This window comes from Arthrobacter sp. N1 (assembly GCF_048288285.1).
GTDB lineage: Bacteria > Actinomycetota > Actinomycetes > Actinomycetales > Micrococcaceae > Arthrobacter_D.
In genome coordinates, this window is sequence record NZ_CP102608.1 from 2,096,733 (window position 1) to 2,112,562 (window position 15,830).

At 64.9% G+C, this 15,830-nt stretch carries 10 protein-coding genes; 1 reads left to right on the forward strand and 9 read right to left on the reverse strand.

Translation table 11 applies throughout. The annotated features are described in order from the left end of the window. Positions 1 to 164 precede the first annotated feature (164 nt). On the reverse strand, positions 165 to 1,097 hold the full coding sequence (locus tag NVV32_RS09575; protein ID WP_422389996.1) for a GT-D fold domain-containing glycosyltransferase: 933 nt from the start codon (positions 1,095 to 1,097) through the stop codon (positions 165 to 167). 735 nt (positions 1,098 to 1,832) lie between these two features. On the opposite strand from NVV32_RS09575, the gene NVV32_RS09580 reads away from it, so the two are divergent. Next, a complete protein-coding gene (locus tag NVV32_RS09580; protein WP_422389997.1) occupies positions 1,833 to 4,370 on the forward strand; it encodes a fibronectin type III domain-containing protein in 2,538 nt (845 codons plus the stop codon). A gap of 105 nt (positions 4,371 to 4,475) precedes the next feature. Here the strand turns inward: NVV32_RS09580 and NVV32_RS09585 are convergent, their stop codons facing one another. From NVV32_RS09585 to NVV32_RS09620, 8 genes are all read right to left on the reverse strand, one after another. Next, entirely contained in the window at positions 4,476 to 5,954 is a 1,479-nt protein-coding gene (locus tag NVV32_RS09585; RefSeq protein ID WP_422389998.1) for a glycosyltransferase, read from the reverse strand. A gap of 53 nt (positions 5,955 to 6,007) precedes the next feature. Beyond that, the gene (locus NVV32_RS09590) at positions 6,008 to 7,708 is read right to left on the reverse strand and encodes a glycosyltransferase (protein WP_422389999.1); all 1,701 of its coding nucleotides are present in this window, start codon (positions 7,706 to 7,708) and stop codon (positions 6,008 to 6,010) included. A 145-nt stretch (positions 7,709 to 7,853) separates the two neighbouring features. Continuing rightward, positions 7,854 to 9,149: a UDP-N-acetyl-D-mannosamine dehydrogenase gene (gene wecC / locus NVV32_RS09595; protein ID WP_422390000.1), complete on the reverse strand. Its 1,296-nt coding sequence runs from the start codon at positions 9,147 to 9,149 to the stop codon at positions 7,854 to 7,856. After that, entirely contained in the window at positions 9,130 to 11,052 is a 1,923-nt protein-coding gene (locus NVV32_RS09600) for a glycosyltransferase family protein (protein ID WP_422390001.1), read from the reverse strand. Before NVV32_RS09600 ends, wecC begins: the two co-directional genes overlap by 20 nt. Further along, positions 11,049 to 11,939, reverse strand: a complete 891-nt coding sequence (locus tag NVV32_RS09605) for an ABC transporter ATP-binding protein (RefSeq protein ID WP_422390002.1) — start codon at positions 11,937 to 11,939, stop codon at positions 11,049 to 11,051. The genes NVV32_RS09600 and NVV32_RS09605 overlap by 4 nt, the downstream gene beginning before the upstream one ends. After that, entirely contained in the window at positions 11,926 to 12,822 is an 897-nt protein-coding gene (locus NVV32_RS09610; RefSeq protein ID WP_422390003.1) for an ABC transporter permease, read from the reverse strand. The genes NVV32_RS09605 and NVV32_RS09610 overlap by 14 nt, the downstream gene beginning before the upstream one ends. Next, a complete protein-coding gene (locus NVV32_RS09615) occupies positions 12,822 to 14,564 on the reverse strand; it encodes a glycosyltransferase family 4 protein (RefSeq protein ID WP_422392030.1) in 1,743 nt (580 codons plus the stop codon). Before NVV32_RS09615 ends, NVV32_RS09610 begins: the two co-directional genes overlap by 1 nt. Positions 14,565 to 14,566: 2 nt before the next feature. Next, positions 14,567 to 15,694 (reverse strand): glycosyltransferase family 4 protein, encoded by a 1,128-nt coding sequence (locus NVV32_RS09620; RefSeq protein WP_422390004.1) that lies wholly within the window; start codon positions 15,692 to 15,694, stop codon positions 14,567 to 14,569. Between the last annotated feature and the right edge of the window lie 136 nt (positions 15,695 to 15,830).

Genomic DNA, 15,830 nt, shown 5'->3' on the forward strand with positions numbered 1-15,830 from the left:
GTACTGAGCAGGATGACATACAACCGCCGTGGACGAGGGTCACGGCATAGTGCACTCTGCTGAATCATCTCGTTCTACTCAGGAGTCAACACAAGATTGCGTCGATATGCTGAGTTCTTCTGACAGGCCGGGGGAAGCGATGTGTACCAGCCCCCAGTCCTCCATCACCTTTTTTGAGGCAGTTGCTCCGGCACCTTCCCGCCCTTGAAAACGTTCAAGTAACTCGATGCCAGATGCCCGATGTCGATGGCCTGACGTGCACCTCCTGCTTCCGAAGCGAGGTGCCCAGCCATCACGGTGCCTGAGGGACCTAACGCGAGGAGGAAAAGATCAACATCGTCGACGTCGTGCAGCCGACGCTTCAAATCAGGCAGGGTCACATACGCGTCAGATGGTTCGGAATCGACGCGAATCACCCCGGCGACGTTGTCGAAGAGTTCCGGCAAAAGTTCGAATCGTGACCCCCTTCCAGCAACAACACAGATCCTTTTGCCCTCCCAAACTCTTCTCCAAGCCGCGACGGCGTCCGTGCCGTGCCGCTGGAAGAATGGAGGACGTGAGATATGCGTGTTGCCCCACGATGCAGTGGATACTTCAAGAATCGGTCCGAGAACGTGCCAGTTCTCGGACCAGATGCCCATCCACAATCGCGTGGTGAAAACTGTCGGTAGCGCGAGGAGCAGGCGGTCCGCCGTCATGTCGTACCCGGCGAGCATCCGCCGAAGATCAGCAGCCAGAGAGGTATTCGACTTCTGATACATCAAGTCGAACTCAGGTTGCACCATCAGCTTGATTTCCCCGTCGCCCCATCTCGCGATGGATTTGCCTGCGACCAGTTGGTCCATTGTGTCCATCATCGAGAGCTGACGGTTCTGGATGACTCGGCGGACCTCGATCAGCAAATCACGCAACTCGATACGACCGAGAACTTCCAACATCCTGGCCTGCTCCCAGGACTGTGACTGCAGGAGCGCGATATTCCGTGCCTGAGCCTCGAGGATCCTGCTCTGTTGTTCGACAATGCCGACAAGTCGGTCAAGACTATCTGCGGCAGAAGCGGGGTCGCCCTGCGTATACTCGCTCATCTTCTTACCCATCTGCTGTGGCTTGGACGCACGTGAAAGAGATGTATGTCGACCAGGTGTCGTCATGGAGTTCTGCAAGCGTAGAAGAGGTCGCGGTCGCTCGGCGCCCTGGTGTCCCAGAAAAGCCTGTGGAATCCGCACGTCCTCTACCTACACGTGTCCGCCTAGCCTATTACGCCTGATATGCCGCGCACACACCGGCGTGCATGCGTTGCACTCGGCAGCACCTGTGGTGCGATCGAAACCATGCCGAACCTAGACGCCCTCAAGGATGCAGATACGCGAACCTCGATCGTCAGCGCTACTTATGACGTGCCAGCGCTCCCTCCTCTAAGTACCGCGCAGGATTCGGACAACTTTGCCGCAGGTCAGGGATCGACGTGGTCACAGGTGTCATGATTTCGTCATGCCCGCTGGGGGCGCCACTATTTTCCGAGGTCTCACTATGTTCCTGCTTCCGAATGCGCTGTCACTACCCGAATCTGCGTCTTCCCTGAGTGGGAGGACCAGGACGACCGACCACGCTTTCTTTTCGAACCCGTCACCGGCGCGTACCGCACAACAAAGGCCGTCCAAGCAACACCCGTAAGACCCGTCCTGCCGCCGCGCTGGCTGCGGCACCTGCTCACGAGATTCGCCATGCCTGCTGATGCCGGCTGGCCGATACTCCCTCATTGCGTGCCTGTCCCCAAGTCTCTTGACGCCTCCACAACGCGTGCCTCCGGAATCCCTAGCCCACGAGGAATCATGACCAGCCCCCTCTCCATCAAGCCTTTCCTTACAAAGATCACGAGCGTCGTCACCACGCTGCTGATGCTCCTCCTCGTCATCGGAGCACAGGGCGCAGCTGCCACCCCGCTGATGATTCCTTCGACCATCAGTCAGACTTCCGATATGCCCACGGGTCTCGCTTCCCCTTCCCAGGAGCTTACGAGCGTGAAGCTCACCTGGAACGCGTGGGTAAATGCGCCGCGCTACCGAATCCAGTTCTCCACCAAGCCCGACATGTCCGGTGCCACGTACTACCGGTACGGCACCACGAGTGCGACGATCACGGGGCTCACCAAGGACACCACCTACTACTTCCGCGTCCGAGCCCTCGCGGCCGACAATACGACGGCACTCAGTTCCTACTCGGACGCCATCAAGGTGAGCACGAAGACCGATTCCCCGTCCCCCACGGGCCTGAAGTTCACGGAGCAAAGCGAATTCGGCATCAAGCTGGCCTGGAACGCCTGGAACAACGCGCCGCGCTACCGCGTCCAGTTCTCCACCACGCCCGACATGACCGGCGCCACGTACTACCGCTACACCACCACCACCGCCGACATCCGCGGCCTCACCCCCAACACCACCTACTACTTCCGGGTCTCGGCCATCTCCGCCGACGGAACCACCAGCCTCAGCCCCTACTCCACCGCCATCACCGCCAAAACCACCGCCGCTGCCCCAACCGCGACGCCGGCACCCACAGGCCTGAAGTTCACGGAGCAAAGCGAATTCGGCATCAAGCTGGCCTGGAACGCCTGGAACAACGCGCCGCGCTACCGCGTCCAGTTCTCCACCACGCCCGACATGACCGGCGCCACGTACTACCGCTACACCACCACCACCGCCGACATCCGCGGCCTCACCCCCAACACCACCTACTACTTCCGGGTCTCGGCCATCTCCGCCGACGGAACCACCAGCCTCAGCCCCTACTCCACCGCCATCACCGCCAAAACCACCGCCGCTGCCCCAACCGCGACGCCGGCACCCACAGGCCTGAAGTTCACGGAGCAAAGCGAATTCGGCATCAAGCTGGCCTGGAACGCCTGGAACAACGCGCCGCGCTACCGCGTCCAGTTCTCCACCACGCCCGACATGACCGGCGCCACGTACTACCGCTACACCACCACCACCGCCGACATCCGCGGCCTCACCCCCAACACCACCTACTACTTCCGGGTCTCGGCCATCTCCGCCGACGGAACCACCAGCCTCAGCCCCTACTCCACCGCCATCACCGCCAAAACCACCGCCGCTGCCCCAACCGCGACGCCGGCACCCACAGGCCTGAAGTTCACGGAGCAAAGCGAATTCGGCATCAAGCTGGCCTGGAACGCCTGGAACAACGCGCCGCGCTACCGCGTCCAGTTCTCCACCACGCCCGACATGACCGGCGCCACGTACTACCGCTACACCACCACCACCGCCGACATCCGCGGCCTCACCCCCAACACCACCTACTACTTCCGGGTCTCGGCCATCTCCGCCGACGGAACCACCAGCCTCAGCCCCTACTCCACCGCCATCACCGCCAAAACCACCGCACGGACTGCGCTGGCCCCCGTCGCCAATCCGCTCCGGGTTGCCAGTTACAACGTGAAGTGCGCAAACTGCTTCGCTGGCGATCCGAACGAGCTCCCGTGGTCGGATCGTCGAAGCGCTGTAGTCTCGAGCATCAAGAACCAGCTCCCCGATGTGCTCGGCGTCCAAGAGGCCTCACAGGGCTGGTTGAAGGACGACTCTCGACCAGGCGGGATTTCACAGTTCGAGGACCTCGCCGAGCGCCTGGTCGCCAGCGGCGCTCCCTACAAGCTGACGAACACCAAGCGGAACAACTGCGTGAATCACGCGACGCCGACAAACTGCGTCTACCAGTACCAGGGGGCTTCGCAGGGCACCAAGCTCCTCTTCAACACCAACACCGTCGAACTGGTCACCGAAGGCTCACTCGCCCTGCCGTCACTGTCAGGCGAGGACAACGGCCGATACGTGGCCTGGGGGACCTTTCGGCAGAAATCCACCGGGAAGAAGTTCTTCGTAGCCAATGCCCATCTGCAGCCGGGGGGTGGAGCCGAATACCAGACACTCCGCGATCAGCAAACCAAGAGCGTCCTCGCCGAGATCAAGCTGAGGAATACGGAGAACCTTCCAGTTCTCATCACCGGGGACCTGAACTCACACAAGTGGACGGATCCGGCGAACGTACCCTACGACGTCCTCACGGCAGCGGGCTACGTAGACCCCTTGGGGAATACGTATGCGACGGATCAGCCGAGTTCTGGCGCTACTGCAGAATCGCGGATCGGGACGTTCTATGACAGCTTCAACGCCTTCAACCGCCTGGCCAACGCGCGGAACGACTCCGGAAACGGGACGTACCTCGACTACATCTTCACGTCGAAGATGAGGGTTGCCGAATGGGAGACGGTTGTGAACGTCGATGCCTACGGGAACTTCGTAGGCGTTATCCCCTCGGACCACAACATGATCCGGGTGGACGTCGGACTGCCCTAGTTCCACGCCGGCTCGCCGGGACGGCGCACCCTCCTGCATGGAGGGTGCGCCGCTTTATCTGATCCCCTCTAAGGACGCTCGAGCCATCCTCCGCAGCGGGTTGTCCTAGGAAGTGTCTACGCTCTCCTCGAGCTTGCGGTCCACGGCAAGGTGCATCTCGCGTCCCCACCGGGCCGTGACCGCAGGATCCGAGAAGCGTTCAGCCGTACCGCGAGCGGCCGCCCGCATGGCGCGCAATTCATCTGCCGACGAGGACGAGATCTTAGCTATGCGCTGTGCCACGGCCTCCACATCACCAGGCGGCACGAGGAAGCCATTGACTCCGTCCTCAATGAGATCCGCCGGCCCATAGGGGATGTCGTAGGCGATGGGCAGGCAGCCTCCGCTCATCGCTTCCAGCAGGACGAGGGGCAGACCCTCCGTGGTGCTCGTCAGCAGCGTGAACGACGCCGCCCAAAGGTTCTGCCGTGCAGTCTCGCTGAAGCCCGGTAGGTGAACCGAGGACGCCAACCCCGATTCATCGACGAATTGCTCCAACCGGCCGCGGTCGGGCCCGTCACCGAAGATCATGAGACTGCAGTCGGCCCCCGAGTCCCTCGCGATCTTCACCGCCTTAATGGCATGTTGCACACGCTTGCGTCCGTTCAGACTCGCGAGCATGACGCCAACGCCGGAGTCGCGCTCCTGATCGACGTCGAACGGCACGAGTTCCGTGCTGTTCGGCACCACCCCTGTCGTGGCCGAGGCACCGTACACGTCATCGACATCCTTCTTCTGCGCTGCCGTCAGGAAGATCACGGCGTCGAACGAGGACAGCCGCTCGAAGGTGTAGCGGCGGACGCGGCTCAGCTCCCCGTGCGGCGGCAACTGGCCTGCGGCCATGTGCGAATTGTGGACCAGATGCATGGTGATGACGTTGGGCCTGCGGTAGCGCGTGATGAAGTTGGCCGTCGATTTGCTGTCGATGATCATGAAGGTCTCCCGACCGGCGACCACGACATCCAGCCAGAACAAGTACAGGGGCCACATCTGATTCCAGGAGGCCACTTGAAGCCCGTTGCTATCGCACAGCGTGACAAGGCGACCGCCCTCCGTGCCGAAGTCGGTAAGATCCCGGCGGTCGGACGCGTATACCGACCCGTCTGCTCTCAGGTAGTCGATTTGAAGGACGATAGCACCCGTCTGGTCGTACCGTACCCGCCTCCGGAGCTCTCCTGCGAAGAGCTCGTCCTTGCCTTCGTTCAACGCGACGGGCCGGTACTCGCCCTTCACGCGCGGACCAGATCGGGCTGAATCGAGTGCCGGGTCAGGAAGCGACCGAAGCTCGTCCCAGAGATTGCGCAGCTGCATACCTGGGATCAATTCCCGGCTTACCTCGAGTTCGCAGGCGATATCGGGATAATCCGGTTGATAGTCGAAGGTGAGTACGTCGACGTGCTGCCCGCCCTCCGTGACGAAGGCTCTAGAACGACGGAGCATTGCGCTGGTCATGCCGCCGTAGTCGAAGGGTATGCCCCAGGTGACAGCGCAGTGGTATCCATCGGGTAGGACGTGCTGGCCGGTGACCGCGCCGGAGTGCAGCATAGGAGTGAGTTCCCTTTCGTGGTAGGTCCTGAGACGTGCGCTGCCGTCAGGGACTAGCTGAGAACCATGCTCATGCTGCCGTGGCGGGTGGCGTAAACCTGAAGTGACACGGGGTCGCCGTGGAGCGGCATCCTCGTCGTAGCGTGGCTACCGGCACATCTTGCTTCCAGCGTGAAGTCGACCGTACTGGGCCGGAGGGACCGTGTCACTGCAGGATCGAAATCGAACTGCAGGCGGTATGCGCCCTCCCCTGTCACGACTGCTTCGCTCGCCTCGACCCGGAAGAAGTCCTGCTGTTGGCGGGCCCGCATCGCGCAGAAGAAGGACGGTGTCTCTGGAAGAGCTGTGTCAGGCGACGACACCTGGGCCAGGACTTGGATTCCCAGCCGCCCACCAGATCGGACGCAGTAGTCGGTGGAAGTAATTGAAACGGTCAAGGCTACGGGCGCCCGGTGCTTGCGTTCCCACGCCTCCCGCATCACCTCGGCCCATCTCGAGACAATCGAGTGATCTGAGAAATCGCGCGCTCGCTCCATGGCGGCGACGCGGAGGGTAAGTTGCTCGTCCTCGGGCAGGGCCAGGAAAGATTCGATGCATTCGGCCAGCTTCTCGACATTTCCGTACTCGACGATGAAGCCGTTCACGCCTGTATCGATGATCGCTGCCGGACCGTACGGGACATCGTAGGCGATCGGAATGCATCCCGCCGCCATGGATTCTACGAGCACCAGCCCCATCGCCTCGGAGGTGCTCGTCAGCAGGGAGAAGGACGCGGTCTGAAATTCTGAGCGGATCTGCTTGCTGTGCCCGCGCAATCGCACGAAGTCGCCAACGCCCAGCTGGCTGATAAGACCCTGAAGGGCGTCGCGCTGGGAGCCGTCCCCGAAGGCGTCCAGCTGTACCGCGAGATCGGACGACGAGCGGACGCGATGGATTGCCCGGATCGAGTGGTCGACGCGTTTCCGGCGACTCAGAGTCGCCACTTGAATACCACGGCCTGGTGTTCGACGCCTGCTGCGATCAGCCTCCGCGTCGATGCTCCGGCTGTTCGGTAGAACGAAGGAATTACCCGCGTCCGCATAGCGCCGATGAACGTCCGCAGCCTGGTGCTCGGTCAGGTAAACGACGCCGTCGAAACGGTCAAGGTGAGGAAACACCTCCTGTGCCGATGGAGTCAGTTCGGAGGCGAAACCGTCAGCGTGGGACATCAGGTGCGATTCGTGGACGACGTAGAGCACCACGGCGCTATCGCGCCTAAAAGTGGCCATGAACCGTGCCGTGTTCTTGTTGTCGACTACGAACCAGGCGGCCGCATCCCCGATGAGAAACTCCAGCCAGGCGCGATACAGACCCCACGACGAGCCGAAGTTCCTCAGGGGCAGGCCCTCGTCGTTGCAGAGGATAAGTGAACGCCCCCCGTGGACTCCATGCTGCTGGGCATCGTGGCGATCTGAGAGAAGGAGCGATCCGTCCGTCCGGAAATGATCGACCTGCAGCAGAGTACCGTCGACAGCGTACCGAGCGCGGCGGGTGTGGGGGCCGTCGAGTTCCTTGACAGGTCCGGACCACGTCGCGAGCGGTGCGAAATCGACGAAGTCCTGACCCACGTCCGGGACGTCGAGTCCCTCGACCATGGTTGGCAGGTCCTCCCACAAATTCAGCACCGACGTGCCATCCGAAAGGAAGCCTTCTTTCGACAACCGGGACCGGATCTCCGCGTAATCACGAAAATCGTCGAAGGTGAGAATCTCCACGGGTCGTCCGCCAAACTCGGCGAATGCGCGCGACCTGTGGAGCATCGCATTGGTTCGCCCTGCGAACTCCGTCGGTAGGCTCCACGTCACCGCAAAGTGCCGACCCGCCGGCAACACCATTGCGACGTGTTCTCCGTCCGCTGCTTTAGACATGTTTCTTCCCCCAGAATCCTCGTGTATCAACGACTACCTTGCCCTCGAGACTTTCGGTTGGAATCTCCCGGAACCGGTCATGATCCACCAGGAGGACGACCACCCCTGCGGCGTCGACCGCGTCCTGCGTCTCGCGCCACTCCACGTTGGCGATCCCGGACACCACCGATGGCAGGTTCCGCCGGTCCCTGAGCGGGGTTGCCACCAGGAGGCGCGCATGTGGTGCGGCAGCTGCCAGCCGTTGCACGATCTCCACGGCCGGCGATTCCCGGATGTCGTCGATGTTGGCCTTGAACGCCAGACCCAGGCAGGCGATGACCGGCGCCTCGATCCCCTCGATCGCGGCGAGGATCTTATCCACCACGTGTCCGGGCTTGCTGTCGTTGACCTCACGGGCCGTCCGGATCAGGTTGGCGTGTTCCGGGTCCGCGGCGACGATGAACCAGGGATCCACGGCGATGCAGTGTCCGCCCACCCCCGGTCCAGGGCTGAGGATGTTGACGCGCGGATGATGGTTGGCGAGCCGGATGAGCTCCCACACATCGATGTTCAGGGTGTCACTGATGACGCTCAGCTCGTTGGCGAAGGCGATGTTCACGTCCCGGTACGCGTTCTCCACCAGCTTGCTCATCTCGGCCGTCGCCGCATCGGTGATGTGGATCTCGCCCTGGCAGAACGTCTGGTAGAGCTGACGGGCGGCTTCCGAGGCGTGACGCGTCAGGCCACCGACCACGCGGTCGTTGGTGACGATCTCGATCATGATCCGGCCGGGCAGCACCCTCTCCGGACAGTGCGCCAGGTGCACCACGGGCTTACCGTCCGATCCGTCCAGGCTCAGATCCGGCCGGAGTTCGAGGAGGTAGTCACCGAGACGCTGGGTGGTACCCGGAGGCGAGGTCGACTCGAGGATGACCAGTTCCCCGCCCAGGAGCTGCGGCGCGATTCCTTCCGCAGCAGCTCTGACGTAGGAGAGATCAGCGCTCTTGTCCGCCATGAACGGCGTCGGGACCGCCACGATATAGGCGGCCGCGCGCGGCGTGGTGGTAGCCGCCCGAAGGGCGCCCTGGCTCACGGCACCGGCGACGTGGATGCCGAGGTCGGGCTCCACGAAGGGAACGAGGCCGTTGTTCACCGCGTCCACGGTTCCCTGGTTGACGTCGACACCGACGACGGATAGACCGGTGGTGGCGAGGATCGCGGCCGTGGGCAGCCCGATGTACCCGAGACCGACGACGGCGACGTCGGCCCGATCGGACCCGGACGTACGCTCAGATATCAACGTGCTCATGTGGCCTTCCGTAGAACTTGAGATCGCCCTGTGCAAGGAGCTCGGAATCGCCGATCTGCCAGGTATGGCCGGACGCGTTCCGGATCTGGACGTAGTTGAACCGGTCTGCGGAGTAGATGGTCCCGCCGCTCGTCGACACCTTCCGCAGGAACTCCGTGTCCTCGCCGCTCCTGAGGTCGGGGAACCGCTCGGCCCTGAGGAACTCGGCACGCGCGACGATGGTGGGGCCCATGACGAAGTCGGTGAAGCGGTGCTCCCGTTCCCCCGATCTCAGGATCACCGCGTCCGACGAGGTGAGATGCATGTAGTGGGCCTGCTTGCCCACCACGTCCGCACCGGAGTACTCGAGCGCGAACAGCTGGTCGCTCAGGTACTGCGGCCCGTAGTGGTCGTCGTCGTCCATCTTGGCGAGCACCTGACCGTCCGCAGCGTCGGCGCAGCGGTTGAGGCAGGCACCGAGAGTGGTGCCCGGCACCTCGGACAGGAACACGACGTCGTGGATCCCGTGGGCGAGGGCGGTGGCGCGGACCTCCCGCTCCAGGAGCGGTATCCCGTGGGCGAGGAGCACGAGCTGCGCCTGGACGCCCGCTTGTCCGCCGAGGGTGCGGCAGATGTGATCCAGTTGCCCCGCGCGGATGGTGGGGACGAGGGCCGAGACCGTGGGGCGGGTGACGGGGTCCCGGTGGTCAGGCAGCACGGCCTCGACGACGCGTTCGGCCCTGTGCGCGTAGGTATGCCCGGCCCAGATCCGACGCTGCGCGCGATGGGCGGTGCGGTCGTTGAACTCGGGATTGCGCACGAGGGCGCGGACGAGGTGGGCCGTCTCGGCGCGCGTCGCCGCGACCGGGACTTCGTCCACGGTGAAGAATTCCGGGATGGCCGCGCTCGGGGCGGAGACTACCGGTGTCCCGCTGGCCGAGATCTCGAAGATGCGCCGTGCGCACATACTGGGTGAGTCGACGACGGAATTGGCGTTCAGGAACACCTTGAAGGCCTTGTAGGCGGTCAGCATCTGGTCGTACCGGAGGCTTCCGACGACGCGGGCGTCCAGTGGCGCGGGAAACTGGTACTCGGGATCGCCGCCGAGCATGCGGGAGAAGATCTCGAGCCCGAACCTCATCCCGGTACTGGCGTCCATCGCGCCGCCGAGGAGCATCTGGAGCTGCTCCCGACGCTCGGGGTACTTGTGGGCGAAGTACATGCCGGCGAAGGCGACGTCCCTCGAATGCCGGCCGTGCGGAGGGCGGACGGGATTGTGGAGGGCGGGCTGGGCAGCGAAGGGAAGCACTGCGACACGGTCGTGCCCCAGATCCTCCCGGTAGGACGGCAGGCGGCCCTCGTCGGAGGTGAACACCCAGTCTGCGAGCCCTGCCGCCTGGAGGAAGTCCCGGTAGTGGGGCGGATCCTCCTTGTTCCAGAACGCTGTAGGCACGCCATGCCCCGTGCACCAGCCCATGAGGTCACGGAACTCGGGTGAGGGACCCTCCGGTCCGCCGACCTTCCCTCGCCACAGACGGTTGTTCCCGGACCAGGCGGACTCGACGAAGACGAAATCGAGACGCTCCCCCTCGCACTGCTCCAGCCAGCGGCGGGGATCGAGCGGGATGATGGTCCACTCGAAGGCGAAGGCGGCAGAGGAGAACTCGTCGAGGATGACACCCACACGCAGCTCACTCCGGCGGGCCGTCCGCGCCACGGAAGAGGTGGGAGCGAAGGTCAGGTGCCTGCGGCGGCCATGGCCGAGCCACGCTCCCTCGGCTCCCCGCACGCCCCCCGGGACGAGATGACGCTGCTGGGCGCGCTCCCTGCGGCTCCAGGCTTGTAGCTGCCGGACACCACCGCGGCGCAGGTGCCAGAATCCGCGCCTCAGGCGCACCAGCGAACCCGTAGCACCGCTGATCATGCCTTCCTGCGTCCCGGTGCCTGGGCCTCGATCTCGGTGACGACCAGCGTGCTGCGTGCTTCCTCGCGAAGCGCGGCGGCGCTGTCGAGATTGCCCTTGGTGAGATGGCGCGTGTAGTCCAGGTACGCCGCAGTGACCGCCGCCGGGTCCCCGTCCATCAGGAGGTCACCCTCGTCCAGCCAGAGCGCTCGCGTGCACATCTCCCTGATGGTGCCCAGGCTGTGGCTGACCAGGAAGACGGAGCCGGCGCTCGCCCGGAGCTCGTTCATCCGCTCCTTGCTGCGTTCCCGGAACTGGGCATCGCCCGTGTTGAGCGCCTCGTCGATGAGGAGGATCTCGGGATCGACACTGGCGGCGATCGCGAAGCGGAGCCGGGACGACATCCCGGACGAGTAGGACCGCATGGGGAGGTGGATCGCCTTACCCAGCCCGGACAGGTCGACGATCGATGCGAACTTCTCGTCGATCTCCGGCCGGGTCATGCCCATGGCGAGGCATCCCAGGATGATGTTGTGGTCGCCGGACAGTTCAGGGACCAGCGCGGCATTGACGCCCAGCATCACGGGGACGCTGGAGGCGTAGACCGCTCCGGCGGTCGGATTGCTCTGACCGCTGATGAGCCGCATGAGGGTGCTCTTCCCCGATCCGTTCCGCCCCACGATCCCGATCGCCTCGCCGTGTTCCGCCACGAGGGACAACGGGTTCAGTGCGTCCACGGGAACGAGCGGAGGGCGACCGAGCAACCTGCGGACCAGCCCGCCGACTCCGGCGGGCACCTCCGCCCTCCGCGCGTCGGTCGAAGGGACGTGGTATCGCATGCTGACCCCGCTGACGACCACCGTGGGCAGGACTCCCCCGCCGCCGTCGTCCTGCCTATTCGCGGACATACGATTCCTCGGCCTTCCAGAAGAACACCATGCCGAGGATCAGCGAGCCGAACGCCCAGGCGGAGAGGACACCCCAGGAGCCCCAGGACGGCAGCGTCGCATAGAGCACGCAGTCCCGCACGATATCGAGCACGTTGAAGAGGGGATTGAGCTGGACGATGGTCAACAGCACCTCGTGGTCGATGAATCGCTCGTACGAGAAGAACACGGCGGAGGCGTACATCCAGACCCGTAGCGCGAAGCTCAGGAGATGGGTGATGTCGTTGATGCGCGAGATCATCCGGGCGAGGATCAGCCCGACGCCGAGGTTGAAGACCGCCTGGAGGAAGAGGGCCGGGAGGATCAGGAACCAGCGCCAGGTGATGTCCTCCACCGGCGGGAAGATCAGGATGAGGATCAGCATGGTGATGAGCACCGGCACGGAGGCCAGGATCTCCCGCACGTTCACCGAGATGGGAAGCGTGGCGCGAGGGAAGTTGAACGCCTGGATGACCGCCTTGTTCGCCTGGACCGAGCGTGCTCCGTTGGTGATGGCCCGAGCACTGATCTGGAAGAGGAACACTCCGATGACGAGGTAGCCGATGAAGTTCGAGATACCGCGGCTGGTGTTCAGCAGCAGGCCGAAGATGAGGTAGAACGTGAGCCCGTTGAGGACCGGGTTGAGGATCATCCAGGCGCTGCCCAGTCGATCCCTCCGGTTGCCGCTGCTGACCCGCGCTCGCGCATCGTAGACGATGAAGGCGCGATGGTCCCAGATCTGCTTCAGGTAGTCGAGGAATCCGGGCCGCGCACCGATCCGGAGCAATCCGCGCGTGGAGACGGGGATCACCCTGACTCCGGCCGACTCCCGGGTTTCCTGCTCCTCCTGGCCGTCGTCAGCCATCAGGAGGTGGCTTCCAGGAGCCGGTAGGCATCGGAGAGCTCGGCGGCATTGTGCGACCAGACGCGGGTCGCCAGTGCCTGCGCCCGGCCGTGAGTGCCGAGGCCGGAACGCTCCGACGGGTCGTCCAGGAGACGCGCGATGGCTTTCGCGAGCGCGTCGGGGCTCTCGGGCTCGACCAGGAGACCGGTGACGCCGTCCGTGACGATCTCCCGCAGCGCCGGCAGGTCGCTGGCGACGACGGCGCGGCCGCAGGCCATGGCCTCCACCGGTTTGAGCGGCGTGACGGCGCTCGTCACGTCGAGGTCCCTGCGCGGCACCACGAAGATGTCGAGGGCCTGGTGGTAGGACCGTGCCTGGTTCCGGGGGACCCGGCCGGTGAACGTCACGCGCGAGGCGATGCCCAGTTCGAGGGCCAGCGACGTGAGGGAGGCAGCTGCGGCACCGTCGCCCACGATCAGGCAGTGCAGGTCCGGTCGGACCGGGGCCAGGAGGGCGACGGCTCGGAGGAGGGTGTCCAGACCCTCGTAGTCGACGAGGCTGCTGACCGTGCCGACGAAGACACCGGTCCCGGGCAGCCCCAGGGAACGGCGAGCTTCCGCCGGCGGGAGGGGATCGTCGAGATACTCGTCGCCGACCGCGTTCGGGCTCAGCAGGATCTTGTCCTCCGGGACTCCGTTGCGCACAATTCCCTGTCTCATAGCCTCACCTAACGTCACCACGAGGCTGGCATTGCGCATCACCTGTGCTTCACGATCAGTGAAGAGCCTATAGCGTTCGCTCGCCTTCACGTATGCCGGGCGGGTCGAGGCCCAGGTGTCCGCGAGTTGACCGCGGGCCTCGTACACCCACGGGATGCCCAGGGCGCGCCCCACCTGCTCCACGACGATCCCGTTCGTGAAGGGCGTCGTCGCATGCAGGACGGAGGGCTCGAGGTCCAGAGCGAGTCGGAGCAACTCGTCGGCCTGCTGCTGCAGGCGCTCATCGAATCCCCGGGGCATGGGGACCGGAAGCAGTCGATGGTAGGTGACGCCGTCGATCACATCGACGTCAGCCGCGAAGAGCTTCCCCACCTGGACGGGGTAGCCGATCCTCGTCGCGGCGTGGACCGTCCACCCGGCCTCCGCCTGGGCCTTGAGGAGCGAATGGGTGCGCTGCGCGTAGCCGCTTCCCGTGTGCGGCAGCGAGTTGGTCAGCAGGTGCAGGACGGTTCTCCCCCGTGGCGCGTAGCCCGAGACCCCGGGGACGGACGGCGTCCAGCCCTCGTAGATCCGCACCTCCCCGGCAAGCCGCTCTGCGTGGTGATGCCGGCCCGCCTCGCGAAGCACCCCGACCGCGCCGGTCATGTCGCCGTCGTACCACCGACGGCGTGCCCGCTGCCCCGCCGTCCCGGCTCCGGAACCGGCCCGGGCCAGCAAGGCGTCGGCCTCGTCGAGCATGCCCGCCGCCAGGGCGACGTCGGCCAACCGGCGTGCGGAGCGCGCGCTGATCCCGGCGTCCAGGGCGCTGCGGAGGATCGATTCGACGCCGGACGCTCGCCCGAGCAGATGGGCCGCGAGCGCCCGGACCACCGGGAGGCGGCTCCCCCGGTCCCCCGCCGACGATCCGATGGTGCCTGCCAGTCGACGGACGAGACCGGGCGGCAGCCTGCGGCTCACCTGGATGGCGAGGATGACCGGATCGTCCTTCACATGGGTGCGGGCCGTGGCCCCGGCGAGCCGGAGGTTGCCGAGCAGGCGGAGCATCCTCACCGGCGCGGTCGTCCCGCTACCTCGGTGATGAGGTCGATGTAGGTGCGGCCCAGCGCGTGCACATTGGCATTGTTCCGGACCCAGGTCCGTCCCTGCTCGCCGATCCTCAGCAGGTGCCGGTTGTCCGCCAGGGTGTTCCAGAGCTCAGCGACCGCCGTCGCCTCCGAGGGCACGATGTGCCCTGCCTCGGCTTCCTCCAGGATGCTGCGGGCCTCTCCGCGGACGATGCCCGTGACATGTCGTCCCACCGAGAGCACCTCATAGGTCTTCGACGGGATGGTGGTGTCGAACGACTTCCAGTCGTCCCGCAGCGTCACGATGCAGGTGTCGGCACGCTCGTAGTAGTCCATGATCTCCGGTCCGTGGACCGGGGGGTGGAATTCGACGGGCGCGTCGAGCCGTCGGGCGAGAGCCATGAGCTCGTTCCGCTCCACCCCATGTCCCACGAGCGTCAGTCTCATCTTCGGTCCGACGAGCGCAGCGGCGCGGATCGGCACGTCGAGGCGCTGGCTCTCGCCGTGGTTGCCCAGGTAGAGGACCTCGAGGCGGTCCTGCCGACCGGCCGGGGGCGACATGTCCCGGATGGAGGCCATGTCGATACCGTTGGTGACCGTCGCGACGTTCTTCAGTCCCCTCTCGCGCAGTGTGTGGGCGAAACCATAGGTCACCGTCACCACGAGATCCGCGCGGTCCTGGATCGCGATGATGATCCGCTCCGCGAGGCTCTTCGCGTTCCCCTGGACGATGCGCGCATCGCGGGCGATGTCCGGCCAGGCATCGCGCATGTCGACCACCAGTGGCCTCCTCAGCATGCGCGAGACCACGAATCCCGCGCCGAGGATGGGCAGGCTCGGCACGGTCACGACGACGACATCCGGGCGGGGGGCGAAGGCCGAGGCAGGGATGCTCATGGCGGCGGAGAACAGGTGGTTGATCAGGCGTCCGCTGCGCGTGGTCCGGTGCCACAGGAACGGGACACGGCGGATCTGTTCGCCGGATGCACCGCGGTCCGTCCGGAACACGCGGCCCGCCTGATGACTGGTCAGGGTCCTGCGGCCGTAGGGCGCGTGCGCCACCGGGGTCACCACGTCGACGTCCCAGCCCTCTGCCCTGAAGGATCGCACGAGCTGCGTCCATCTGCGCTGGGGCGGGCTGTGCTCAGGGGAATAGGAGTGCGTGAGGAGCATGACGCGCAACGGGACCACCCCCCAGCGGAGCTTGCGACCTGATCATTCCGCCCATCGTAGCGTCAAGCTGCAT